Below are 26,109 nucleotides of genomic sequence, written 5' to 3'. Positions count from 1 at the left end.
GTTTATTTGTTTAATTGTTTAATTTACGTATTCTAGCCCTTCACCCCCGAAGAGGAACTGACTGCTCCAATAAAGAATTTTTGTAAAAGGAAATACACCAGCAACAATGGCAGAACCGAAATGACTGTTGCTGCCATAATCAATGGAAATGTATCACCGAATGCCCCTTGACTGTTGAAAAATCGATTAAGTCCAACGGAAATCAAGTAGTTTTCTTGACTATTAGTAATTAATGAAGGCCATAAATAATTATTAAAATTGCCGATAAAGCTAAGAATCGAAGCATTGATGATCGCATTCTTTGACATCGGCACGACAACCTTCCAAAGAATTGTCCACTCAGAGGATCCATCAGCGCGAGCTGCTTCAATCAATTCTCGCGGCACTTTCAGGAAATTCTGTCTGAGCAGAAAGATCGTAAACACGTTAACGAGGTTGGATACAACAATGCCCGAGAGAGAATCCATCAAGCCAAGCCTTGAAATAATCACATAACTAGGAACATAGGTAGCGGCCGCTGGAAGCATATATGTACATAAAATCACCATGAACAGTGAGTTGCGCCCTTTAAATTCCATTTGCGTTAAAGAATATGCTAACAGGCTGGATAGGAACAATTGCATCAGGACAATGACGAAGGCTGTTGAAAAACTGTTCCAGATATAACGCAGGAATGGGGCCATTTCCAGTGCTCCAGAGAAATTCGACCATTGCGGATTACTCGGTAGAATTGTCATCGTGCTGCCCAAAACTTCCTCTGTCGTTTTTAATGAGCTAAGCAGCATCCAGACCATCGGATAGACCATAAAGAGACCGATCACTAAAAGGATCAAAAATAAGCTCAGCTTTTCGAATCGATTTGCTTTTAGCACTCTTCTCCACCCCCTTAGTAAAATACATATTTTTTCGAGATCTTCATTGAGATGAATGCCAGAAGAGCGGAAATAATCAGAATCAACACAGCGACCGCAGTCGCTGCCCCCATGTTAAATTGCTGGAAGGCCATTTCATAATATAAGTACAATAAAGTTCTTGTGCTACCGGCTGGTCCGCCTTGGGTTAGCACATTGATTTGGTCATAAGCCTGCAAGGAGTCTAAGGTTAAAATGATAAATAAAAATAGTGTTGTCGGTGAAACAAGCGGAATCAATACATCCCGGAGGCGGTACCACCAGCTGGCGCCTTCAACATCTGCCACTTCAAATAATCCTTTTGGAATTTTAGACAAGGCATCAGAGAAGAAAAGAATTGCCCAGCCAATATTTTTCCAGACTGTCACAATGACGACAGCCCACATCGCCGTTTCAGAATCAGTTAGCCATTTCGGTTCCGACAGTCCGATCATTCCAATAAATTGATTGATTGGCCCGATTCGCGGATCAAACATCCAAGACCAGACGATCGACATTCCAATCATCGGTGTAATCCAAGGGGCAAACATAATCCCTTGAAGAAACGTAACGTTTCGTTTCAGCCTGTTCAACATAACCGCAAACACAAAGCCAAAAAATAAAATCGGCACAACGGTTGCAAGGGCAAAAAAGATCGTATTGACTAATGCTTGCAAAAACGCTTTGTCCGTAAGTATGTTCGTGTAATTGCTTATTCCCACATATTCATAGCTTGGACTGATATAATCCCAGTTTGTAAAGCTCAGCCAGACCGAAACGATTAATGGAAGGATCCAAAAGATGACTAGCGGAATCAATGGAATCAACACATATAGAAGAATCTGCGAGATCGTTGCTTTATTATCCATAATTCGCCCTCAATTGTTTGCTCCGATTTTTTTCCAATTTTAGCCGCAAACGTTCACCGGTCGCCTTGTCAAACCAGCTAATTTTTTCTGGATTGACCGTAAAGAAAATGTGTTCGCCAATCTGGAATTTTTTATCTGGCAGTTCTCTGATAATCACCTTCTGGCCGTCTGCAATCCCGTGAATAAATTGGTCTGAGCCCATTTCTTCGATAAAAGTAATCTCAAGAGGATAACCTTCTATTGTAGAAATGTGGCAGTCCTCCGGACGAATTCCTAGAATAAGATCCTGTGGTTCTTTCGTGAAATCAGGAGTTTCCAGCGGATAGCTTGCGAAAACAAAGCGATCGGTTTCTTTTTTCACCGATAGCAGATTCATGGCTGGCGAACCGATAAAGCTTGCGACAAAGAGATTAGCCGGGTAATGGTAGATCTCTGTTGGCTTGCCAATTTGCTGGACTTTGCCGTTGTTCAAAATAACGATTTTATCACCCATCGTCATCGCTTCTGTTTGATCATGCGTGACAAAAATAGTAGTTGCTCCTAGTTTTCTATGCAATTGAACAAGCTCTTCGCGCATCGTCGTTCGAAGCTTAGCATCCAAATTGGATAACGGCTCGTCCATTAGGAAAATATCTGTATCGCGAACGAGCGCTCTTCCTAATGCGACCCTTTGCATCTGTCCACCAGATAAATCCTTCGGCTTCCGCTTTAAGAAAGGAGTCAGATTTAAAAGCTCTGCTGCTTGTTCGACTTTTTCCTTGATGAGGCGTTTATTCACTTTTCGTACCCGTAAGCCGAAGCCGATGTTTTCAAAAACAGTCATATGCGGATAAAGTGCATAGCTTTGAAAGACCATGGCAATATCTCGATTTTTGGCTGGAATATCATTCTGGCGCTTTCCTTTAATAAACAAATCCCCATTTGTAATCGATTCAAGTCCGGCAATCATACGTAATGTTGTTGATTTTCCACAGCCAGACGGTCCAAGGAAGACAACAAACTCACCTTGTTCGATAGATAAATTGAAATCCTCGATGACATTCGAATGTTGATCATAGCTTTTCGAAATTTTTTTCAATTCGATAATGGGCATATTTTCACTCCCCTTCTTAATCCATTTTCAGAATACCACAAGAAAAATCTGTTTTTATGTAGGATTCGATAACTTTATATTGTGTTTGTGTAAATAAATCACACTAAACTCACATTTTTCTTTTCAATCCCACATTATTCGTATAAGATCTGGATAAAGGAGTTGGTTTTTTGAAAAAAAACGAAAGATTTAATATCATCCTTGAGGAATTGCATAAACACAGAACTGTCCAAGTAAAGCATTTAAGTGAGACATTTAACGTGTCCATGGAAACGATTCGTCGAGATTTGGAGGAACTGGAAGCGGAGCAATTTTTAAAAAGAGTGTATGGCGGAGCAATTGCCATCAAAAAGAATACCCAGGCCAAGAACTTTATTGAACGAAAAACGGTACATATAAAAGAAAAACAAAACCTCGCGAGAAACTGTGTGCCGTTGGTGAAAGAAGGTGACTTCATCGCTTTTGACGCGAGCACGACAAACCTCACCATCGTTCAGGAGTTAATGAACCATTTTAAGCAATTAACTGTTTTGACGAATGACCTGCTCAATGCACAGCAGATGGCTCTCAATACGAAATGGACGGTTCTGCTTCCCGGCGGAGAAATAAACAATGGGGAACTTTTTATCGGTGGCGCCTCTGCGATCCAATATATCGAGCGTTTCCAAATCGATACCTTTTTCATGAGTGTATCCGGCTTCACTCCCGAGCTTGGCTTTATGGATTATGGTTTTGACGAGTATGAGGTAAAAACAGCGATGTTCCGTAATGCCAATCAGATCTATGCTGTAGCCGATCATCATAAATTCGGTCAGCATGCGATGATCAAAATCTGCCATGCCGAGGAAGTGAGTGGCGTCGTGACAGACGATAGAATAGATAAGGAAACGATACTATTTTTTGAAAAAAATAAATATCCATTATACTATTAAAAAAGCTGTCTCCTTTTTATGTGGAGTCAGCTTTTTATTTAAATCTGCCTGATTCATATATGTACATGTACTCTTTTTATTGCTCTCTAACTTTAGTATTTACTCACAAACCGGAAGTAACACTTCCACTGTTGTTCCCTTTCCTACTTCACTATTGATTCTCAATTCCCCTTCATGACTTTCAATAATGCTTTTTGAAATCATTAAACCAAGTCCAGTCCCTTTTTCTTTTGTTGTATAAAAAGGATTGCCAATTTTATGTAATACATGAGAAGGGATTCCGGAACCTGTATCGTGAAAAGCAATTAGAATGTTAGAATCCATTTTTATCGTTTCTAAGGTGATCTTCCCGCCGTTTTCCATTGCTTCGATCGCATTTTTTATAATATTTATAAAAACTTGTTTAATTTTATTCTCCACACCGTTAAAACGGAGATTATGTATAGGTCGATCGTAGCTTTGCTCGATCACGACGCCATGTAAATTGGCCTGGGCACTCATAAGCATTTGCACATTTTCTAATAAACCCTCTAAACAAACCTGCCTAAACTCATCCTGTGTTGGCTTTGCTAACAGCAATAGTTCACCAACAATAGTGTTAATGCGTTCGATTTCGGAAATCATGATATCCACATAACCACTTTCAGTTGAAAATTCATGATCTAATAATTGAGTAAAACCTTTTAAACTAGTTAAAGGGTTACGAATTTCGTGAGCAATCCCTGCCGCAAGCTCTCCAACCACGCTTAACTTTTCCGTTTGCTGTATAAATTCCTGATTGCGTTTGATTTCCGTTACATCTCGAATGACAATATGTAATGATTCCTCTCCACCATAAACAAACGGTATAATCTTCACCTGAATATCAATAATATCACCATTTAAGCATACAAATTTCTCTTCATATGGCCGTACTGGTAATCCATCTTGTAATTCCTTAAAAATCTTTTTTGCCCGTTCATGATAAGATGAATGAATCAAATCATACATACTCATACCAACAATATCATCTTTGGATCTACCTTTTAATAACTGTACCCCCGTTTCATTAATGAACGTAATTTTGTCGCTCTTCACCTTTCTAACGATAATGGTCTCTGGTGCTTTTTCTACAAGTAGACGATATTTTTCCTCACTTTCATACAGTTGTTTTAGCGTTGCCTTCTTTTCATCTATTTCTCGATGAAGATTTTTATTCATTTTATAAAGTTCTTTCGTCCTTTCCACTACTAAGCCTTCTAACTGATCAAAATACAGCTTTCTTTCTGTAATATCTCGGATCGTACATACATATATTTTTTCGTTTTCAACTGCTGCATCTGCAAGGTGGATTTCAATTGGAAAGACGGACTTGTTTTTTCTTAATCCGATCGTGTCAACATTGGCTCTTTTCGGAATATCATCAATAGAAAATTCAAATAAAATATCGACTCGTTCACCAATCAATTCATGATTTGAATAACCAAACATGGATGTTACGGCAGGATTAACAGATAGAATATCCCCCTCTTCATTAAAGGAAACAATTGTATCAATCGAAGTCTCTCCCACCGCGCGAGCCATTGCTTCTTTTTTTCGAAGTTCAGCTGAAACGGTTTCTAATTCCTTTGTTCTAGTTGTGATCAACTCATTCTGTTCAATTACCTTTTTCTTATGTAAATACATGGAAACAAATCCATCAACTTTACACTTTAAAATGATTGGGTCCACAGGTTTTAATATGTAATCGATTGCTCCAACTGAATATCCATAAAGAATATTTTCAAGTGTTTGACTTAAAGCTGTAATAAAAATAATCGGGACATCTTTTGTTTTTTCTCGTTCACGAATCATTTTCGCTGTTTCAAATCCGTTAAGTTCAGGCATCTGAACATCCAGCAAAATAACAGCAAATTCTTTCTTAAGAACCCACTTCAAGGCCTCCATGCCTGAATTTGCCTGTATGAGACAATAATCAGGTGAATTGAGCACGGCTTCTAATGCTAATAAGTTTTCTGGACGATCATCTACTAATAGGATGTTGACTTTTTTATCCTCCATAGTACTCACACCCCCGTTTCCTTTTGATAGATTCTTTCTTTTTGATCGATCACTTGATAGGATAAATCTTTCATTCTATTTAATAGTCCTTCACGGCTCCCAAGACCAAGGAAACCATTGTTACTTAAACTGTGAAAGAATAAAGTATGAACACGTTCCTGTAATGATTTATTAAAATAAATAAGTACATTTCGGCAGATGATCATATGAAACTCATTGAAAGAACCATCTGTCACTAAATTATGCTGTGCAAAGGTAATATTTTTTGATAGGTCTGTGTCAAACTTCGCAAAGTCATTTTGAACTGTATAATAGGCAGAAAAATCTTGTACTCCTCCTGAATTCACATAGTTATTCGTATATTCTTGCATCTTCTTTAATGGAAATTTCCCTTTTTTCGCTACTTCCAATACTTTTTCATTAATATCGGTCGCATAGATTCTCGACTTATCAAAAAGCCCTTCTTCCTTTAATAAAATCGCCATTGAATAGACTTCCTCACCCGTTGAACATCCAGCATGCCAAATTCGGATAAGTGGATATTTAGCTAATTCAGGAAGGAGTTTTTTTCTCATTATCAAGAAGAAACTTGGATCGCGAAACATCTCCGACACATTAATAGAGAAGTCAAAATAGAGCTTCTCCATCATTTTTGGATCATGGAAGATTCTATCTAATAGCTGTGTAATGGTTTCGATATTATCTACTTTCATACGATATAAAATTCTTCTCCGAATAGAAGTCACTGCATAATCTCTAAAATCGAGTCCATAACATTGATATATTCCCTCTAGCAACAGTTTCACTTCAATATTTTCTAACTTGTCACTCTGCTGGATATTCATTTCATCTACCTTCCATCCGCAAGTCTTTTAAGAGACTACAAATTTGGTAACAGACTGTCAGTCGATTAAAAACGAAACTCTATTTATAGAGCCACACTTTTAATAAAGAATATAATTGCTCTAAATTAACCGGCTTCGTAATATAGTCGGATGCGCCTGCATCGATACACTTTTTCCGATCATGACTCATCGCCTTTGCCGTTAAAGCCACAATCGGTAAGTTATAAAAGCGCTCATTCTCTCGTATCGTCCTCATCGCTTCATAGCCATCCATTTCAGGCATCATAATATCCATTAAAACGATATCTACATCTTCGCTTTCTTGTAAATATTGAATGCTATCTTTCCCGTTCTCTGCAAAAGAGACTTTCATTCCGACCGCTTCTAGAGCCGTAGTAAGTGAAAATACATTTCTCATATCGTCATCAACGACGAGAACCTTTTTTCCTACTAGATATTGATCCTGAACGGGCTCTGATAAAAGAGCAGGGGCCATAATTAACTGAGGGTTCATCTCTTCAACTGTAACGGCAACTTCTCGTTCTCCATCCTGTTTTTCTCGTAATTTAGAGATTGGTAGATAAAAAGTAAACACACTACCTTCCCCTTCTTCACTCACAACCGTTATATATCCATTTAATAAAGCTGCCAGTTCTCTGCTTATCGAAAGCCCTAATCCTGTACCACCATATTTGCGACTCGTTGTACCGTCAGCCTGTTGAAAGGCTTCAAAAATAAGCTGTTGATTCTGTTTTGAAATCCCAATTCCAGTATCTGAAACTTCAAATAAAACATATGTTTCCCCGCGACTCCCAATCGTTTTTTGTACTTGAAGCTTGACATATCCCCGTTCCGTAAATTTTATGGCATTCGAAAGAAGATTCTTTAAAATTTGATACACCTTTTGCTCATCAGTACGAAATGTATTCGGGAGCTCTTCATCAATTTCAACTTCAAATTGAATTCCCTTCTTTTCTGCCATAGGCTCAAACTGCTTCTTGAAAAATTGTTCCAACTCGTTCATGTTCAATGGTGCTTCGTGAATATCCAATTTTCCCGATTCAATTTTTGTTAAATCGAGAATATCGTTAATTAAATTGAGCAAATCTTTTCCAGATGCATAAATCGTACTAGCATACTCCTGTTGTTTATCCGTTAAATTCTCCTCTTTGTTTTCAAGTAAAATTTGCGCCAGAATCAATAAACTATTTAATGGCGTTCTTAATTCATGTGACATATTCGCTAAAAATTCTGATTTATACTTAGAACTTAATTGAAGCTGTTTCGTTCTTTCCTCTAATTCTTGCTTTGTATTCTCTAAATCTTTCGTTTTTTGCTCAGAATGTCGATATTGTGCTTCGAGTTCCTCGTTCATTGTCCGCAATTCTTCCTGCTGTAACTGTAATTCCTCAGATTGACTTTGCAATTCTTCGTTTAAGGTTTGGGATTCTTCTAAAAGCTGTCTTACTTGCATTTGTTGATTAATTCGATAAATCGTAATTCCAAGTTGCTTTGTCGCTTCCATGAGCAATTTCTCTTGAAGTGGAGAAAATTCCGTAAGTGTTGCCAGTTCCATAACTCCAACAACGTCTCCATCAAGATGAATAGGGACAATCATGATCGAATTTGGTTTTGTCTTTCCAATACTTGATGAAATCGAAACATAATCTTCTGGCACCTGATGTATTTGTTTAATTTTTCCATCCTTTGCACATTGACCTATTAATCCTTCTCCCCATTTAATTTTTTCTTTTTCAGGGAATTTTTCATCTGCTGAACCTGCATATACAGAAACCTGTGATAAATTTTGTTCTGAACCTTCTTCCTTTACTATGTATAAGGAACCATACGTGGCATCTACCATCGGCGCCATTTCTTGAAGATATGTATCGCCCAATTTTAAAATATCCAATATTTCCTGCGACAACATCGATAATTCCGCCAATCGCTTTGATAACCAATTTTGTTCCTCGACTTCTTCTGTATACTCTCTTTCCATCCGTTCATGGTCCTCAAGAGCTTGTGCCATTTCATTATACGCTAAAGCAATTTCCCCTATTTCATCTCTTCCATCCATTACTAAACGTGGAAGATCCTCCGAACCGTATTGAATACTTTTCATGACATCTCTTATACTGCGAAAACGTGTCTTAATATCTTTAATCACCCATCTGGATACAATATAGCCGAGAATGAGGGCGACAAAGATCGACACAATGCTAACTTTAATAAAGAGATTATAATTAGATTTTGAGCTTGCTAGAGTATCCTCCATAATTCCTTCTTGAACAGAAATCAACTGGTCGATAACGGTGATAATTTGATGATATTGTTCATTAACATTAGTTTGTATACTTTGAGCCTGAGCCTGATTATCGTATAATATTTGTGATATGATTTGTTCGACAGTTTTTTCATATGTATCGAAATGCGAGACCGTGCTCGTTAATATCTCTCTCGCCTCCGGCACTTGAATGACGTCCTTCAATATACTAATATCGTCATTGATGCTAATCATTTCTGTACGAATGGTCTCTATACGGTCTTCATTTGTAGTCTCATCGCTCTGTAGAAGATTATTTAGTTCATTATCAATACTCTTTGCTCCTTGTCGAATATGGTTGAGCAGTTTTATTTTTTCATACCGATCTTCTACCAAATTGTTCATATCTTGATTTTGAATATTGAGAATTCCCACAATTAAGGTGATAATCATCGTTAACACTAAGATCATTAATCCAAATCCAATATATAATCTTGTCGTGTACTTCATTTACTAAACCCCTTTAGTGTTTTGATTATCTAATTTTACATTTTCTCTATCTAAACTATCAATTCTACTATTTTCCCTATTTTTTAAAAATCAAACCAAATTTTAACTATTATTTTATATCTTTTTGCTGAATTTTGTATAAAATTATCATATTTCAATACAGAAAAAAACGCTAAGAAGATACCTCCCTAGCGAAATCAATTCGATATGAAATAATAAATCATAATTAAGCTGATTATAGACACTGAAGTAGAGGCAAATAGTCCAGTTAAAAACGGCTTGAAGCCAAGCTTAGCAAATCCTTTAATGTTCACCTGTAATCCGACTGCAGCCATGACCATCACGATCATAAATTTTGCGAGATCATTGCTTAAGCTTTGGAGCCAAGTTGGAAATAAACCTATCGTATTTAAAACACTCATCAATAAGAACCAAACAATAAACCAAGGGAATGCTGTTTTTAAAGAGTGCTTGATATTCCCCTTATTTTGTTTACCCATTAGAAATGGCAAAATTAGAATAACTGGTAATAGAAACAATGTTCTCGCTAGCTTTACGGTAGTAGCTATATTTCCTGCTTCGTTGCTATAGGCAAATCCAACGGCAACGGCAGAAGATGTATCATGAACGGCTGCCCCAGCCCAGATACCAAAGGACATTGAATCAAAGTTGAGTAAATGTCCCACAAAAGGATAAACAAAGAAAGCAATCAAATTAAAAAAGACAATCGTGGAAATGGCATAGGCCGTTTCATCATCTTTCGCTTCTAAAACCCCTTTTACACAAGAAATAGCTGTAGCCCCACAAATGCTCGTCCCGATTCCGATCATTAGTGTAAGTGTTCGATCCAATTTTAATAATCTACCAAACCAATAAGTAAGGCCAATTCCTACTATCACAGAGGTGATAACGACAAATAGAGATTGTTGGCCAATTTTGACGATTGCATTTAAATTCAAGCTGACACCTAAAAAGATTACAGCTAATTTCAACAACTTAGTAATGACAAAATTCAAACCTGATTCATACTTAATAGGTACTGCCCATAAATTTCGGATCATAAGCCCGATAATAATGGCAAAAAGAATACTCCCTATTAAAGGAAAGAGACCCCCCAAATAGTTAGCACCGACCGCAATCAACACCACGAGGATCATTCCGCTAAGCCTTTTTTTCCACTTGGTGCTCATATCATGTAGTCCTTGCAAAATTTCCACTTCTCCTCTATAAATAGACGCCATAGATCATTGTCTTTAGTAAATTTAATTCACATAAAAAAGGGTATCAAAGAATTCACTTCTTTAACACCCTTTTTTTATCTCATTTGCATTTATTAACGACTTGCTGTCGCTGTGTTAATAAATTGGTCGTCAATTAATTCGCTGAAATTTGGTTGTTCTTTTAAGAACTTTAATGTGTAAGAGCTATCTGCAAAAGCTTGAACAGCATCTCTATCTACTTCATATGTGAAGCCAATTCGTTCCCAAGCAAGATCGACAACTTCTTGGTCTAACTCTTGACCAGTTGTTTCTTTAATATCCTTAATGGTTATTTCTTTTGCTTCTTCAGGATTTTCCTCAATAAATTTAACGGCTTCTTTATGAGCCTCTACGATTTTTTCAATTGTTTCATTATTGTTCTCAATCATGTCGCCACTTGTCACAAGGATTGAGGCAGGTAATGTTTCACCAAAAGAAATTTCGTTCCACGGGATAACCACTTCAGCTCCAGTTTCCATCTGAATTTGCGCTGCCCAAGGTTCTGGTGCAACCGCAATATCAATTTTACCGGCTTGAAGCATAGCTGAATATTGTGCTGGATTTCCTGTTAAATGCTTCATCGTACCACCAATCCGTTCAGAAGTGATACCAATGTCTTGTAAATAGGTTTCATATTGTACGTCATGTGTGCAACCTACAGCTGGTGTAATAAAGGTCTTTCCTGCCAGATCCTCAGGAGTCGTGATCCCGCTTCCCTCTCTTGCTAAAACGACTGTCCCACCTGTTGAAGCTCCTGCGATAATTCTTACATCAGCACCAGTCGAATAGTTGTTCATCGCCGGTCCAGGACCTACTAGGCCTGCATCAATCTCTCCTGTTTTCAAGGCCGTCATAAATGCTGCACCATCTGCGAATGTTTTATATTCTACTGTTGTTCCATCGCCTAATTGTTGCTCAAAATATCCCTTATCCTTCGCGATCATTGCTGGAACGTGATTAATATTCGGAAAATATCCAATCACCACTTTTTCTTTTGAGCCGTTTGCAGAATTCGTTCCACAACCTGCTAAAATTCCTACAAATAACATAAACGTCATGAATATTAATAAAGATTTCTTCTTCATCTTTTCCCCTCCTAGTAAACTTTTTTCTATGATTCTAGTCCCCATCGTTTCATTACCGATTTCTCGACTCTGTTAAAAATAAGCTGGTCGACAACAGAGCCAATCACTCCGATAATCACGATAACACCTATTACAAGGCTCATATCTCCAAAATCTGACGCATATCGAAGAGTGTAACCTAATCCTGGACCTGTGCTTAATAATTCCCCTGCCATTAATGCTCTCCATGCAAAGGCCCAAGCAAGTCTAGCCCCCGTAACTACATATGGTATGGAAGCCGGAAATACGACCCGGAAAAATAAATCCATTCCCTTTGATCCCATTGTCTGCGCCGCTCGTATATATAATGGGGAAACATTCTTTATTCCCATCCGCATATTTAAGGTCATAACGAAGGTTCCTCCAAGGACAACTACAAATATGACAGATACTTCATTCATCCCAAACCACATAATGGCAAGTGGGAGCCAAACAATACTTGGTACACTTTGTAGAGCTAAAATAAGTGAGCCGAGGGTATCATCTGCGTATTTTGATTTTGCGAGAAGAATGCCAATTGCTCCTCCAAGGACAAGCGAAATTCCTAAACCGATAAATAATCGTTTGAAGCTGGCCACTAAATCATAAATGAGTGTTTTATCTTCAAACCCTGTTACAAGAGCATTAAAAACCATCGTTGGAGATGGGAGAATAATCGGCATCCATAATTCAAGGCGGGAACCTAGCTCCCAAAGGAAGATAACAACAGCAAAAAAGATTATTTGTCTTGTGAATTTTTTCATATCGCTAATTCCTCACTAACAACCTTGTCAATCTCCTTTTTCAAGAAGCTCATGATATGCTCTTCAAGCTCTATCACTTGTTGCTTATGCTCTTGTCTCGGTCTTGGAATATCGACTTTAATATCTTCTAAAATAAGCCCTGGCTTTGTCCCCATCACAATAATTCGATCAGATAGCTTAATAGACTCGGAGATACTATGTGTAACGAAAAGTATGGTTTTCTTCGTCTCCATCCAAATGGTTTCGAGTTGTGTATGCAATCTCGAACGAGTTTGTTCGTCTAAAGCCCCAAATGGCTCATCCATTAATAACGTTTCAGGGTCCATCGCTAACGCTCTTGCAATCGCGACACGTTGTTGCATTCCACCTGAAAGTTCATGAGGATAATGTTCAGTGTATTTACCAAGTTGGACCATTTGCAAATATTTCATGGCCGCTTCTGCTGCTTCTTTTTTGGACATGATCTTTTTTAGTGGAAAAATAACATTTTCTAACACATTCAACCATGGAAAAAGTGCTGCCTGCTGAAACACCATCCCTCTGTCTCTCCCTGGCTTCATCACTTTTGTCCCGTTCACTTGAACGACTCCATCTGTCGGCTTTGTTAAACCTGCGACAATGTTAAGAAGAGTTGATTTTCCACATCCAGATGGTCCAAGAATGGAGATAAACTCACCCTTATCAATTGATAAATTGATATCCTTTAAAACATCAACGGGCTGATTGTCTTTATTTAAATATTGTTTATCAATTTTTTTGATGTCTATAAACATAAATTCTCACCTATTCTAATAAATCTTATCATAATACTCGGAATACATGGTTTTATTATATGTGTTTTTTCAACAATGTCAACCATTTAAACGTGTTTATACTAAATCCAAAAAAAATAGAGCTAACCATCTTTCTTGTTAGCTCCATCTTGTTCAGTTAATTCAAGTTCATCTCGCATACGTTCTTCCTCTTCATCAACACTAATCCGAGCGATTTGTTCCACTAATTGATGATGCACTACATCCATGTCTTCTTGACAATGAAATGGTTCTTTTTTATTCATGGAAATCACTCCCTCACTTAGTCATTCATTAATTATAGAATCACCTACATGAATGAATTTATTCAAGGGAATTTCACATAAAGGATTGATAACTATTCAAACGTTATCCCGACGAGGTGGGAAATGGCATGACAGAACTTTTTCCAATTTCCAGGGAAAGTTTGAAGTCCTTCACTTTCATACACTTTGCCTTTTGTTCTCAGTGTAACTGACCAATTGGTTCCATCTAATAAAAGGGAATCAGGTTGATAATCTCTTTCCCAATCCCAAATTTTTAATCGTATGATTTCTTTTTTAAACTTTTCAACATCACCAATGTAAATCGTTCTTTCTTCTCGAACTTTTTTCATAAAGCCATCATTATTCCATTCAAACATGAAAAACCGTTGATGAATAAAGTCCACTTCTACTTTAAAAGATGGCCCGGGAAACCCCCCGATCATAGCCGATAAAGAGAGAAGCTCCTTCTCTTCCCTTATCGAAACAATATCATTACTGACAGTGAATAAATCTTTTTTTCTACTGACCACGGATTTTACATGGGATACTTGAACTGGATTTTTACTTCCTTTACTTGTCCAGTTCCTTTCATTCATTTCTTCACAAATTGCGTGGAAAGAAACAGGTCCATTTTTTTCTAAAATATCAATTATCATCTCATACATGTTCATGATTAAGCCCATTCCTTCAAGTTTCTAAAATTCTTGGAGTACATTCCATTTTAAAAATTATTATCTGAATTGAATTATATAGCATTTTTAGTAATTTGACTGTAACAAAGTGCACGCATGTCAAAAATTGCCCATTCTAAGGTGAGATTTTCTTTTAGAAGTTGACAATAATAACAAACAAAAAAGATCCGGAGAAACTATTCTCTCTAGACCTTTCATGAACTAGATAACAAATATTGAAAATCAAAATGACTATTGACTTACCTTTAGCATTAAAATATCTTCTTCCGTTTTAGCAATTTTCAACAGCTGGCTATCTAGCCTTTTATTTACTTCTTGAAGATGAAGTTGATAGGAGTTTTCGAATCTAGTTATCGCTTCATTAATGACCATTATCATTTTTTCTGTTGGTTGACCTTCCAATCGAAAAAGAATATCTTTTATATCAGTTAGATCAATTTGATTAACAATCACGCGGTGTTCAATGCTATCTATTTTTTCTAGCTTGGAAAGTCTCTCTTCTATTACCGCAAACTTCGTATTTAAATTAGAATTCATTTGATTCAATAAATCCATAATTCCCTGTAGTTCCTTCTCCATTTTCAATTGCTCCCTTCCAATATAGACATTGTAACATTTACACAGTAGAAATATTGTTACAATAATAAGCTAAATCGTTGACGATTTTTCAACATTTCTACATGGTAGTTGACAATACGATTGCATCTAACACTAAAATTTTCTACGTTATTTTTCAAAATGAGCAAACTTTTTTATCAACCTATTGGTATTAATAGATAGAAATGCATTTCAAGCAAGTTCTCGAGAGGAGTGGAAATATTCCATGGATCCATCTTTGCTTCATGGTATTAAGTCAGGTGATAAAGAAGCTTTTCGAACCTTATATAATCAACAGATTGATAAAGCCCTACGCGTAGCGATATTAATTACAAAAAATCAAGAACTAGCGAAGGAAGCTACCCAGGAGACTTTTATTCGCGTATATAGAAACATATCCTCCTATGATTCAAGCAGACCCTTCGATCCTTGGTTTTATCGCATTCTCACAAATGAATGTAATCGAATCATGAAAAAGGAGTCAAAAATTAGCTATCAGCAAGATTATTTAGAAGGTGATGTAGAAGATTCAACTAATAAGACTGAAGATTTCTCCGAATTAAATGAGGCCATCCAGTCTCTAAATGAGCTGTACAGGACCCCTATTATTTTAAAATATCTCAAAGGTTTCTCAGAACGGGAAATCTCAACTGTATTAGAGACAAATCAAAACACAATCAAATCACGACTACACAAGGGCAGAACATTATTAAGGAATTATTTAAATGATCTTGAGGATAGGGGGAAAAAGCATGTTTAAGGATGAGGATAAAAAAATTGAGGAGAGCTTAGAAGAAATGTCAAACTTCCACCCTAATGAAAAAGAAGAGATCTGGAAAAGCATCGAAGAAGAATTATTTGCTAATGAGAAAAAGGGAGAGGTCAAAAAATTGAAACCGAAAAAGAGAAAATGGAGCTTATTAGTTGGCGCTGCAGCCGTCATGTTTGTTGCATTTGGTTCACAAACAGAAACGGGGAGTGCCTTAGTTGACAAAGTTAGATCGATGTTTGAACCTGAAAAGGAAATTATCCAAAGTATCGAAGGACAAGATGAGGACACAAATCTTACCTTAAATGAAGGAAAAGAAGCAGAATATGTTATTTATATAGATGAAGAACGGTATGTGATGGAAGAAACAGATGCCGGAGATGTCATTACGACAAAAGAGCCTCTTGAAGACCGCTATCCAGAAGTTTCCATGACCATTACGCAACGTAAAGATCAACCAGTCAATGAAGCTTTTACCGTGATAAAAGAAGAGATTTTAGCACAGTATCCTATTACTATACTTGAAGAAGAAACGAACGAGCCTCTTAGCGGATTTATGCTTATGGCCAAGAAGAACGGTACAGACTGGGATAATGAACTAACAAAGGTTTATGTTCTTGATAATGGTTCTGGTGGTAGCTTTGTTATTCAGCAAAAATACTTCGCTGAAGCCGAAGAAGGTCATGGAGCACGATTCGATGCTATGTTAAAGGAATTTCATATCGTAGAAGAGTAATTATAAAGGACAGTTATCATTTATATGGTGACTGTCCTTTCATTTAATTTCAAATCGGCACTTCAAAAATCACTTTCGTTCCCTTGTCTAGTGTAGATTGAATTTGTAACATTCCATTTACGGCACGGGCTCTTTCTTCCATACTAAAAAGCCCGACTCTACGTTGTGCTTTCTGATGGTCAAATCCTATTCCAAAATCTTCTACTAATACTCTAATCGAGTTGTCTAATTCTCTTATCGTGACGACCGCTTTTTCCGTTTCTGCATACTTACGCGTATTTGTCAGCGCTTCTTGAATGATTCGATAAATAGCCACTTCTTTGTTAGACGAGATTCTTCTATTTATATGACAATCTAATTCTACATCAATGCCATAATGCTTTGAATAGCGAGTTAAGTAAGAGCGAATCGCAGGTATGAGCCCTAGGTCATCTAGTACGGAGGGGCGTAATTCCCATGAGATTTTTCGAATCTCTTCTATTAATTCTGATGCTTCGTGTTGAAGTTGATCAATGAGTGGATGAATCACTTCCGATTGGAGAAGATTGATCGTAATCAAATGGCTATAAAGATTTTGTCCAATCCCATCATGAAGGTCTCGAGAAAGCTTCTTCCTTTCGTCCTCCTGTACGTCGATTAATCTTGTCATCATTTGCTTCAACTCTTCTTCGATCTTCATTCGCTTCGTAATTTCATAACGAATCGCTAAGTATTGGTATGGTCGACCCTCTTCGGTCAAAAATGGAACAATGATGGTATCAACCCAATAGTACTTTCCTGTTTTTGCTCGATTTCGAATTTCACCCTTCCATACTTCCCCTGAAGAAATGGTCCTCCACATTTCTCGAAAAAATTCCTTCGGATGAAATTGTGAATTCACGATCCGGTGATCTTTCCCAATTAATTCCTCTCTTGAATAGGCCGAGATTTCACAAAACTTATCATTTACATATTGAATAACGCCTCTTTGATCCGTATACGCCACAATTGCAGATGCATCTAATGCATATTTTAAATCTAATAATTCTTTATATGGTTGTGAAAAATTCGAATCAATGTTCATTTTTCCACCTCAATCTTATTTAGCACTAATAATCTTCTCAATATTACTTGAGGCCGCTTGTACCAACAATTTATCTTGAGCAGAAAGGGACTTGTTTGAACGATTTCCTATTAGCAACACGCCTTTTGCCATCCCCTTAAATTGAACAGGTACTGCAAAGGAATAGATAAGCTTCTCCGCAAGCATAATCGGATACTCCAATACCTTTCCGATGATATCATTTGGGAAATCTTCAATGGTCATGGCGCTCCCAGTAGATATTACTCTTCCAGCAATCCCTTTTCCATAACGAACAGAAATCAACTTGTATTTTTCGTTATGGTTACCGGCTGCAATATGCCATTTAATGTCTGGTCCAATCGTATTCTGAAAAGCGAAGCCTACAAAATCACAATGGATCTGATCTTTGATCTGCTCACACTCTCTTAAAATGGGTTCATAGTTTTTACTATTATTAAACATCGAAACCTTCCTTTATAAAGACTCAATTCACCTGAAAACAAACACCAAAAGTGTTTACAAAAAATGACCTAGAAGCCCTTTTTTTAGAGCAAAGGCAACAAGCTCTGGTCTTGTTTTCATGCGTAGCTTCTCCATAATATTCCCTTTATGTGTTTCTACTGTTTTGACACTAATCGCTAGCCGTTCACCAATTTCTTTATTGGAATAGCCTTTTGCAATTAAGGTAAGCACTTCCCTTTCTCTGTCTGATAATAAATGGATTAAATCTCCATCCTCGTCCTTCGTACTACTTAAGTATTCCTCCATCAATCTCTTTGTCGCCGATGGATGGAGGTAGGCATCTCCATTTGAGACTGATTTAATCGCCTGAATCAGCTCTTCATGAGGTGCACTTTTTAAAATACATCCAGAGGCACCTGCTTGAATTGCGCGAAATAAATATTCTTCATCATCATGCATCGTTAATATCAAAATTGCTACTTCCGGCATTTGCTTTTTTAACTCTGAAGTCGCGGAAAGGCCGTCTTTACCATGAGGCATACTTAAGTCCATCACCACAACATTAGGTTTTAATTCGTTGGCCTTATGAATTCCTTCATTTCCTTCAGACGCCTCACCAACAACCTCCATCTCTGAATGGTGATCCAAGAGCATCTTTAATCCCATTCTTACGACAGCATGATCGTCTACAAGCAATACTTTAATCAAGCTCTCTCCTCCTCTCGACGAACGTCCGATGGTACACCGAGGTCTAGCCTTATCATCGTACCCTTACCTAATTCGGAAGAAATAATGCATTCTCCACCGATTAACTTCATTCTTTCTCCCATCGCTGCTAACCCATGACTATGTAGATGAGCTTTCACGTCAAAGCCTATCCCAAAATCTTCGATCATGATTTGAATTCGATGATGTTCCCAAATCAACTGAATCTTTATTTTGTCAGAATCTGCATATTTGGCGATATTCGCCAACGCTTCTTGACAAACGCGAAACAGTCCAATGCGGTGACTTACAGGTAAGGGTAATTCTTCACCTTTTTGTTCAGCCTCTACAACGATACCAAATGTGGAAGTATATAATTTCAAGTAGCTTTGCAATGCTGGAAATAACCCGATCGTTGAAAGAGTTGGTGGATGTAACTCTACAGACAAATAACGAACCTCTTGAATCGTTCTTTCTAAAACTTCCGCCATCTCACGAATATAATTTTTCATTTTTGCATCTTCGGTGCTTGATTCAAGAAATTGAATCCCTGTATATACACTGTATAAAGTTTGACCTACACCTTCATGAAGATCCAACGCAATTCTTTTAATTTCATCCTCTGAAGACTGGAGTAAATATCGATTAATATCCTTCTTTGGCACAGATTCCATCATCTTCATCTCACCTCTAAACGTTTCACCATATTCTCTTATATAAATATATCATCTGCTGACCATTTTCGCGAAATACTATAATGAGCCCACTCTAATAGGAGAGTGAGCTCATGAAATTAGGAAGCTTTTTTGATTTTTACATCCTGACCTTTTTTACGTTGATAATAGAACCAGTTAAGGACGAATGAAATGATATAGATAGCAATAAAGAAATAGAAGGCTGATACAGGTGAGCCTGTTGTACTAGTAGACCACCCAAAAAGTTGCGGGATAAAGAATGAACCATATGCCGCAAAAGCTGCCGTAAATCCTAATACTGGTGCAGCCTCCTTAACTGGGAAAATAGTTGGGATCATTTGGAAAGTTGAACCCGAGCCAATTCCTGATGCTAGAAAAAGGATTAAGAATGATGCTAGAAAGCCTGAAAAAGTCTTCGCATTTGTAAAATAGATGACTCCAAGTGCGCCCATTGTCATCACAATAAAGACCCAGGTAGTGACAAGTGCTCCTCCTAGCTTATCTGACAACCAACCACCAACTGGACGAGCTGCAGCAGCTAATAATGCACCTAAAAATGCTAATGAGATATATTCTGGAAATTGCGATTTTAAAAGAAGCGGGAACGCCGCTGAATAACCGATAAATGAGCCAAATGTGGCCACATATAAGACTGTCATAATCCATGTATGCTTCCGTTTCACAATGACAAATTGATCCGCTACAGACTGGGTTGTATTCGGAAGATTATCCATTCCAAAATAGGCTGCAATCGTTACAATAGCAATGGGGATAACCCAAATATAAGCTGCATTTTGAAGCCAAACGGTTTCGCCATTTGATAAAACTTGTCCCTCTCCCATGAATGCGAACGTACTAGTTGCAATGATAAGTGGGGTCACAAACTGAACTACTGAAACCCCCATATTGCCTAATCCACCATTAATTCCTAAAGCCGTACCTTTTTCTGCTTTTGGGAAGAAAAAGCTCATATTAGAAGATGATGATGAGAAATTCCCGCCTCCTAAACCACAAAGTGCCGCTAATAATAACATGACAGAGTATGGTGTTTCTGGATTTTGCACAGCCATCCCAATTCCGATAGCTGGAATAGCTAAAACAGCTGTGGAAATAACCGTCCAGTTTCTACCACCAAATTTTCCAACAGCAAATGTATAGAAAAATCGTAAAGTCGCTCCCACTAAACCAGGGATAGCTGCTAATGTAAATAATTGCTCATCTGTATAAGTAAAGCCGATATCATTTAAACGGACAGCGACGACTGACCAAATCTGCCAGACAACAAAAGCTAGCATTAAGGAAGGTACAGAAATCCACAGATTTCTTTTTGCATGTTTGCGACCAGTTTCTTTCCAAAACTTCGGATCTTCTGGGTTCCAACTTATAATACGTGCACTTTTACTCATGACTCTCTTACCCTTCTTATCATATATTTTAGATTCCCTAGTAGATCAGTGGCCGTCCAATCATCGCCCTCCATTATAACCTCTGCATGAAGAGGGATGGCAAAAAACTTATTTTGTTCAAAATAAATTCGTAAATGCGTTTGATCTGGACAGAGCCCAATCTTCGTTATTTCTTTTGGAATAAAGGGAGCAAGGTCCTGACCCTCTTCATCCTGTATCGCTACTTCAACTGTGCTACCTAGATATTGTTGTTCCAATAATCCAATATTAACCACAGCTATGACATCCCTTCTGTACAGGATAGACATACATTTGATAGCCTTGTAAAAACTCCCAAAATTTCTCTGAGGCGTTCTCTTCCAAAAATTGAATAACTTCAGATTCAGATTGCCATCTACTCATTCCTTTTACTTCAGCGACAACTACTTCTACTTCTTCAACCTTTTTTTCATCTAAATACCAGTGCAGCTTTGTTCCTTTAAAAAGAGAGGTAAATAATTGTTCGATTTCATTTCGAAAATTTCCCTTTTCCTCTCGAATAAAGCAAAAATCTAAAAATGTTTCACTAATCATTTTGTCATCACTTCACTTTGCTTCTTATCACGCTTATAGATGAAAAGAGCGATAGGAAAGACAATAAGATTCAACACACAAAATAGAATGGCGGTATCATAGTTTTCAAACTTATATTGATGGACCATTTTTTGTGTAAATACAATGTTTAACATGAGACAGATTAATAACAATACAAAGTTTACTAGTCTATGATTCATAACGCTTCACCCTTACAGCGTAAACCGCTCCATTTTCTACCTTCACTTCAATGGTTGGCAATGGTCGTCTTGGTGGTCCTGCAGTTGGATTCCCCGTTTCAACATCGAACTTCCCATGATGACAAGGACATAACATTTCTCCTTCTTCCTTCTCCCAAAATACTGGACATTGAAGATGTGTACATGCGCTGTTATAAGCGACATACTTGTTCTCTGAAAGACGAATTAAGATGGCGTCATCGTGTTCACCGGGAAACTTAAAATCTTTTGCTTCACCAATCCCAATTTTGTCGATATCTATAATCTTTTTATGGGGATATTCTTTTTCGCTTAATCCCATTAATTCCTTTGCGGCGACAGCTCCCCACGGAAGGGACGATATGGCAAATACCCCCGCAGCACCGACCAATGTTTTCATAAATCCGCGTCTATCTAGTCTTCTTTCATCATTACGATGAATATTATGTGTGTAATTATCTTCCGGAAAGGGGATTTTATTATTTTCTCCTGACATGACGATCCCTCCTAAAACAGTTTCGTGACACCTTGCAGAATTCCTGGTAAATTCACTCGGACGTTTGTTTCACTTTCTAAGTAAGGCAAGCTTGTTACCCATTTTCCATTGTCTAGGTTAAATTGCTTTTGCTTTGCTTCAATCTCTTCATCTGTCAACCACTGCAATGTATTAGACGGACAAACACTTGCACACATTGGTGGAATGCCATCCTTCGTTCTGTCAATACAAAGGTCACATTTATACATCAGATTTTGTTCAGTATCAAACTTTGGTATTCCATATGGACAAGCAATCGTACAGTTTTGACATCCAATACATTTCTCTACTAATGCAGAAAGGACAGCACCTGTTTCATGTATTTGAATAGCCTGTGCCGGACAGCTTCGTGCGCAAGCAGGATTGACGCAATGAAGGCACATGAGAGGCATCGTTTGCCGATTAACCATAGGATTGACGTCATAGACATAGTTTCTATTTCTCTCTTCATGACCTCCGCACTGTGTGCAAGCAGCTAGACAAGAGCGACAGCCAATGCAGTTTTCTAATTCTAAATAGAGCCTCTTCTTCATTTATTGCACCTTCTTTATTGATTGTTTTTCGATTTGCGCTGCACATGCCTTAAATTCAGGCATTCTAGACATCGGGTCAAGGGCTGGAATCGTTAAGAGATTAATAGACTGTTCATGTCCGAAATGATACGGCACAAATACGGTATCAATACGAATCGCTTCTGTAATCTTTACTTTGTAAATCGCTTCTCCTCTTCGTGTAAACAGGCGTACCTTCTCTTCATGTTCAATCTTGTATTTTTTTGCTGTTTCCGGATGGACTTCCACATATGGCTCTGGACACATATCTCTTAAAAATTGAATTCTTCTCGTTTGATTTCCTGATAGATAGTGATAAACAACTCGACCCGTCGTTAAACGAAGAGGATATTGTTCACAAGGTTCCTCTGCTGGTGGTCGATAAGGCAAAGCACAAATTTTCGCTCTTCCATCAGGATGGTAAAATTTCTTATCAAGGAACATATGGGGTGTTCCTTCATCTTCTTCACTTTTACATGGCCAAAAGACACCGTCTTGCTTATCGATTTTTTCCCAAGTAGCACCAGAATAGTCAGCATAACCACCTTTAGTAGCGCCTCTAAATTCGTCCGCAACATCACGGGCTGTTTTTAAATGGGAAAAATACTTGCCTTTCCCTAGCTTTTCAGCTAACTCCACTTGAATTTGCCAATCTGGTTTTGATTCTCCGAGCGGCTCTTGCGCTTTGTTAATTTTAATAATACGTCCTTCTAGATTCGTGACTGTTCCTTCATCCTCAGACCATGTAACGGCTGGTAAAATGACATCTGCAAATTCCGCTGATTCTGATAAATAAAAGTCAGAACAGACCATAAAGTCTAAGTTTTTTAATGCTTCCCTTACAAAATTAAGATTTGGAGCGGATACGGCTGGATTCGAACATAATAAGTACAAACCACGAATCACTTTCTGATCCATTAGCTCAAATAATTCATAAGCTGAAACACCTGGTTGAGGCATTTCCTCTGGTGAAATCCCCCAGTATTCACTCATTTCTTTCACATGCTCAGGATTCGTGATTTTTCGATAACCAGGAAGTAGATCTGATTTCTGGCCATGCTCACGACCACCTTGACCATTTCCTTGTCCAGTGAAAGTTGCCACACCTGATTTTGGTCGACCAATTTTCCCTGTTACAAGCGCCATATTCGTATAAGCCGACACGTTATCGACACCTTTATGCTGTTGCTCAATTCCGCGGGCAAACATAACGACCGCATTTGGTGCTTTGCCATAAAGTTCAGCAGCTCGAATAATTTTTTCTGGGGCAACTCCTGTCAGTTCGCTCGTATATTCTGGCGTAAATTGCTTGACAAGCTCTTTCGTTTCTTCAAAACCGTTTGTGTGATGGTGAACAAACTCCTTATCAGCGCAGCCATTTTCAATCAATAAATTGAGAATTCCATTTGCCAGTGCCAAATCTGTACCGGGTCTTAAATCTAAATGTACATCTGCTCTTCTCGCAATCGGTGTTTCACGTGGGTCTGCGACAATTAAATAGCCACCTCTTTCCTGGACATTCCAAATTCGAAACATGGAAGTTGGATGACACTCAGCTGTATTACTACCGGCGATAAACAAACAGTCGGTTTCATGAAGATCCGTCCACGGTAATGTTGACCCTCTGTCTACTCCGAAAGAACGGAGAAAACCACCAGCAGCACTAGACATACAAAATCGACCATTATAATCGATGTAGCGAGTACCAAGGGCAACCCGAGCAAATTTTCCTGTTAAATAACATTTTTCATTGGTCATGGAAACTCCACTGAAAACAGATAAGGTATCTTTTCCATAATCGTTTTGCAGCTTTAAAAAATTATCAGCAATGAGATCATAAGCTTCTTCCCAAGATGCTTCCCGAAAGCCTAATTTTGTTCCTTTTAAGGTTTTATCATCACGAATTAACGGTTTAAGAATTCGATCATCATGATTCGTTTGTTGATAAGCCGTTACCCCTTTAGGACACATCTTGCCAACTGTTACTGGCCAATCGTAACGAGGTTCGACCCCAATGATTTTGTTCGTTTTTGTATTGACCCTTAAATTCATGCCACACTGCATCCCACAATAACTACAATGGGTTCTAACAAGCGTTTCGTTCGGATGTTGTAAATTCTCTACTTCTTTAAAAAACTTATCCCTTTGCATTCTGGTTAGCCTCCTTAACCTTGACTTCATGTGTAGGGAACCCAGAAAATTGGGCGATTCGATATTTTCTTCGACATGGAAGACATAACTCTGCTAAATGGAAATCTTCTTTCTTAAATTCCATTTGGTTGACTCCAAGTACATGAACAACATCATTTGATTGCTCTGTTGAAACAAATTCGTGCCCACAGACCTTACAAGACTTCATCGACTGCTCTCCGTAATGTTCACGGTAATTTCGAGCAAAAACACTTAGCGGACGGAAAGGAATATGTGCGAGCTTACCGAATGGTAAGTAAATTAATGTAACGACCACCGAATATTGATGAATCAGACTCATCGCATAATGACCCCAGCCATGGAGAAACATATTACTTACCGTCAAGAGTAATCCTGTGATACTGATAAAAAGCAATAAATATAGAGGTAAAAAATCATAGATGAACTTTTGCTCCGCTCTCGCTTGCATATTCTTAATTCGTCTATATAAAGCCATGCAAACTCCTGCAATAACCATCAGCGCTGAAATATTTAAGGCGTTATATGATAGATTGGCAATTAATCCATTTGCCTTCACTGTCATAATGTCTATTCCCATTGCAACAATCGTGTAATAACCATTTTCAGGCATCGTGAAGTACATCCAGCCAAAAACAAGTGGGAATGTTACAAAGCATGATAGCAAGCAACCCCAACCTATTAAAAAGTGCTGTGTCCAGCGATAAATTCCCCGATTCCAAATAAAACGATACGTCGCTAACTGCTCAACCGAAGTTTTCGGTGTTGATTTTCTAAATAGTAGCTTGATTCCTTTTTTAATAATGATTTTTGTCGGTGGTCTTTCTCCCCATGCAATAAAGCGGTAGAAAAAACCTCCAAGAAATACAATTGTTCCAACCATGTAACCATATAAATTTAAATCGACATGAGTAAACATCCTTGTTCCGATAAATGTTAAAATAATGAGCACTAAAACTGACAAAAACATTGATTTCGCAAATTTTGATGCAAAGGCATGATTGAGTGAGTGCTCTGCTTTTTGAGTTGAAACCATTTTTGCTTTCATATTGTTCCTCCTTGTTCCATTTGCTTAGCTATATTGTAAAATCAGTTCTCTTTTTCTCGTATCGGGAGATCTCCCTACTGAGGAGGGGAAATTCCCTTAGTCGGTAATTCAGGGGTTTTTATGATTAAAAAAAGGTTCTGAAAACGTTGATATAAAAGGTTTTGTGAGACGATGACGATATTGTGTCAATTTTGTTAAGCATTGCACAATCTCTAATTAGGGGTGAAAAGCAAAATAAAAAAAAAGCTCCTACAAAATGTTGGAA

The 26,109-nt window shown here is 37.8% G+C and carries 28 protein-coding genes; 3 read left to right on the top strand and 25 right to left on the bottom strand.

Features of this window, described 5'->3' with window-relative positions:
- Nucleotides 1-32: 32 nt before the first annotated feature.
- From AA0X71_RS11005 to AA0X71_RS10995, 3 genes are read right to left on the bottom strand one after another with little or no spacing between them, the layout of a single operon-like run.
- Nucleotides 33-872, bottom strand: coding sequence for a carbohydrate ABC transporter permease (locus AA0X71_RS11005; RefSeq protein ID WP_413362051.1), 840 nt, complete (start codon nt 870-872; stop codon nt 33-35).
- Between the two features lie 14 nt (nt 873-886).
- Complete coding sequence (locus tag AA0X71_RS11000; RefSeq protein ID WP_413362049.1) at nt 887-1,759, bottom strand: carbohydrate ABC transporter permease; 873 nt, start codon at nt 1,757-1,759, stop codon at nt 887-889.
- Entirely contained in the window at nt 1,752-2,852 is a 1,101-nt protein-coding gene (locus AA0X71_RS10995; RefSeq protein WP_413362047.1) for an ABC transporter ATP-binding protein, read from the bottom strand. The genes AA0X71_RS11000 and AA0X71_RS10995 overlap by 8 nt, the downstream gene beginning before the upstream one ends.
- A gap of 170 nt (nt 2,853-3,022) precedes the next feature.
- Between AA0X71_RS10995 and AA0X71_RS10990 the strand changes: the two genes are divergently transcribed.
- A complete protein-coding gene (locus AA0X71_RS10990; protein ID WP_413362045.1) occupies nt 3,023-3,784 on the top strand; it encodes a DeoR/GlpR family DNA-binding transcription regulator in 762 nt (253 codons plus the stop codon).
- A gap of 99 nt (nt 3,785-3,883) precedes the next feature.
- Here AA0X71_RS10990 and AA0X71_RS10985 read toward each other — a convergent pair whose 3' ends face one another.
- The 10 genes from AA0X71_RS10985 to AA0X71_RS10940 form a co-directional block, all read right to left on the bottom strand.
- Nucleotides 3,884-5,824: a PAS domain S-box protein gene (locus tag AA0X71_RS10985; protein ID WP_413362043.1), complete on the bottom strand. Its 1,941-nt coding sequence runs from the start codon at nt 5,822-5,824 to the stop codon at nt 3,884-3,886.
- 5 nt (nt 5,825-5,829) lie between these two features.
- Complete coding sequence (locus AA0X71_RS10980) at nt 5,830-6,669, bottom strand: CheR family methyltransferase (protein ID WP_413362041.1); 840 nt, start codon at nt 6,667-6,669, stop codon at nt 5,830-5,832.
- A 79-nt stretch (nt 6,670-6,748) separates the two neighbouring features.
- Nucleotides 6,749-9,442, bottom strand: coding sequence for a response regulator (locus AA0X71_RS10975; RefSeq protein WP_413362039.1), 2,694 nt, complete (start codon nt 9,440-9,442; stop codon nt 6,749-6,751).
- Between the two features lie 197 nt (nt 9,443-9,639).
- Nucleotides 9,640-10,650, bottom strand: a complete 1,011-nt coding sequence (locus AA0X71_RS10970) for a YeiH family protein (protein WP_413362037.1) — start codon at nt 10,648-10,650, stop codon at nt 9,640-9,642.
- A gap of 125 nt (nt 10,651-10,775) precedes the next feature.
- Nucleotides 10,776-11,786 (bottom strand): aliphatic sulfonate ABC transporter substrate-binding protein, encoded by a 1,011-nt coding sequence (locus AA0X71_RS10965; RefSeq protein WP_413362035.1) that lies wholly within the window; start codon nt 11,784-11,786, stop codon nt 10,776-10,778.
- A 26-nt stretch (nt 11,787-11,812) separates the two neighbouring features.
- The gene (locus AA0X71_RS10960; protein ID WP_413362033.1) at nt 11,813-12,568 is read right to left on the bottom strand and encodes an ABC transporter permease; all 756 of its coding nucleotides are present in this window, start codon (nt 12,566-12,568) and stop codon (nt 11,813-11,815) included.
- Nucleotides 12,565-13,341, bottom strand: coding sequence for an ABC transporter ATP-binding protein (locus AA0X71_RS10955; protein ID WP_413362031.1), 777 nt, complete (start codon nt 13,339-13,341; stop codon nt 12,565-12,567). Before AA0X71_RS10955 ends, AA0X71_RS10960 begins: the two co-directional genes overlap by 4 nt.
- Nucleotides 13,342-13,463: 122 nt before the next feature.
- Entirely contained in the window at nt 13,464-13,625 is a 162-nt protein-coding gene (locus AA0X71_RS10950; RefSeq protein WP_413362029.1) for a hypothetical protein, read from the bottom strand.
- Between the two features lie 92 nt (nt 13,626-13,717).
- A complete protein-coding gene (locus AA0X71_RS10945; RefSeq protein WP_413362027.1) occupies nt 13,718-14,296 on the bottom strand; it encodes a hypothetical protein in 579 nt (192 codons plus the stop codon).
- 252 nt (nt 14,297-14,548) lie between these two features.
- Nucleotides 14,549-14,896, bottom strand: coding sequence for a hypothetical protein (locus AA0X71_RS10940; protein WP_413362025.1), 348 nt, complete (start codon nt 14,894-14,896; stop codon nt 14,549-14,551).
- A 244-nt stretch (nt 14,897-15,140) separates the two neighbouring features.
- Between AA0X71_RS10940 and AA0X71_RS10935 the strand changes: the two genes are divergently transcribed.
- Together AA0X71_RS10935 and AA0X71_RS10930 are read left to right on the top strand one after the other, a co-directional pair.
- Entirely contained in the window at nt 15,141-15,674 is a 534-nt protein-coding gene (locus AA0X71_RS10935; protein ID WP_413362023.1) for an RNA polymerase sigma factor, read from the top strand.
- A complete protein-coding gene (locus AA0X71_RS10930; protein ID WP_413362021.1) occupies nt 15,667-16,419 on the top strand; it encodes a hypothetical protein in 753 nt (250 codons plus the stop codon). Before AA0X71_RS10935 ends, AA0X71_RS10930 begins: the two co-directional genes overlap by 8 nt.
- A 49-nt stretch (nt 16,420-16,468) precedes the next feature.
- On the opposite strand, the gene AA0X71_RS10925 is transcribed toward AA0X71_RS10930, so the two are convergent.
- The 12 genes from AA0X71_RS10925 to AA0X71_RS10870 all read right to left on the bottom strand — a co-directional run bounded on the left by AA0X71_RS10925 (nt 16,469) and on the right by AA0X71_RS10870 (nt 25,844).
- The gene (locus AA0X71_RS10925) at nt 16,469-17,482 is read right to left on the bottom strand and encodes a PAS domain S-box protein (RefSeq protein WP_413362019.1); all 1,014 of its coding nucleotides are present in this window, start codon (nt 17,480-17,482) and stop codon (nt 16,469-16,471) included.
- Between the two features lie 15 nt (nt 17,483-17,497).
- Entirely contained in the window at nt 17,498-17,944 is a 447-nt protein-coding gene (locus AA0X71_RS10920) for a GAF domain-containing protein (RefSeq protein WP_413362017.1), read from the bottom strand.
- A gap of 54 nt (nt 17,945-17,998) precedes the next feature.
- On the bottom strand, nt 17,999-18,652 hold the full coding sequence (locus tag AA0X71_RS10915) for a response regulator (RefSeq protein ID WP_413362015.1): 654 nt from the start codon (nt 18,650-18,652) through the stop codon (nt 17,999-18,001).
- Nucleotides 18,649-19,326: a sensor histidine kinase gene (locus tag AA0X71_RS10910; protein ID WP_413362013.1), complete on the bottom strand. Its 678-nt coding sequence runs from the start codon at nt 19,324-19,326 to the stop codon at nt 18,649-18,651. Before AA0X71_RS10910 ends, AA0X71_RS10915 begins: the two co-directional genes overlap by 4 nt.
- Nucleotides 19,327-19,442: 116 nt before the next feature.
- Nucleotides 19,443-20,750, bottom strand: a complete 1,308-nt coding sequence (locus AA0X71_RS10905) for a NarK family nitrate/nitrite MFS transporter (protein ID WP_413362011.1) — start codon at nt 20,748-20,750, stop codon at nt 19,443-19,445.
- On the bottom strand, nt 20,747-21,025 hold the full coding sequence (locus AA0X71_RS10900; protein WP_413362009.1) for a hypothetical protein: 279 nt from the start codon (nt 21,023-21,025) through the stop codon (nt 20,747-20,749). The genes AA0X71_RS10905 and AA0X71_RS10900 overlap by 4 nt, the downstream gene beginning before the upstream one ends.
- Complete coding sequence (locus AA0X71_RS10895; RefSeq protein WP_413362007.1) at nt 21,018-21,323, bottom strand: hypothetical protein; 306 nt, start codon at nt 21,321-21,323, stop codon at nt 21,018-21,020. The genes AA0X71_RS10900 and AA0X71_RS10895 overlap by 8 nt, the downstream gene beginning before the upstream one ends.
- Nucleotides 21,320-21,523, bottom strand: a complete 204-nt coding sequence (locus AA0X71_RS10890) for a hypothetical protein (RefSeq protein ID WP_413362005.1) — start codon at nt 21,521-21,523, stop codon at nt 21,320-21,322. Before AA0X71_RS10890 ends, AA0X71_RS10895 begins: the two co-directional genes overlap by 4 nt.
- Nucleotides 21,513-22,037, bottom strand: coding sequence for a ubiquinol-cytochrome c reductase iron-sulfur subunit (locus tag AA0X71_RS10885; RefSeq protein ID WP_413362003.1), 525 nt, complete (start codon nt 22,035-22,037; stop codon nt 21,513-21,515). Before AA0X71_RS10885 ends, AA0X71_RS10890 begins: the two co-directional genes overlap by 11 nt.
- An 11-nt stretch (nt 22,038-22,048) precedes the next feature.
- The gene (locus tag AA0X71_RS10880; protein WP_413362001.1) at nt 22,049-22,609 is read right to left on the bottom strand and encodes a 4Fe-4S dicluster domain-containing protein; all 561 of its coding nucleotides are present in this window, start codon (nt 22,607-22,609) and stop codon (nt 22,049-22,051) included.
- Nucleotides 22,610-24,778, bottom strand: coding sequence for a molybdopterin oxidoreductase family protein (locus AA0X71_RS10875; RefSeq protein WP_413361999.1), 2,169 nt, complete (start codon nt 24,776-24,778; stop codon nt 22,610-22,612).
- On the bottom strand, nt 24,765-25,844 hold the full coding sequence (locus tag AA0X71_RS10870) for a hypothetical protein (RefSeq protein WP_413361997.1): 1,080 nt from the start codon (nt 25,842-25,844) through the stop codon (nt 24,765-24,767). The genes AA0X71_RS10875 and AA0X71_RS10870 overlap by 14 nt, the downstream gene beginning before the upstream one ends.
- Nucleotides 25,845-26,109 lie beyond the last annotated feature (265 nt).

The organism is Robertmurraya phoenicis, assembly GCF_047302285.1.
Classification (GTDB): Bacteria; Bacillota; Bacilli; order Bacillales; family Cytobacillaceae; genus Robertmurraya.
The sequence above is the reverse complement of the archived record's forward strand: the minus strand, read 5'-3'. Positions and strand labels throughout refer to the sequence as shown.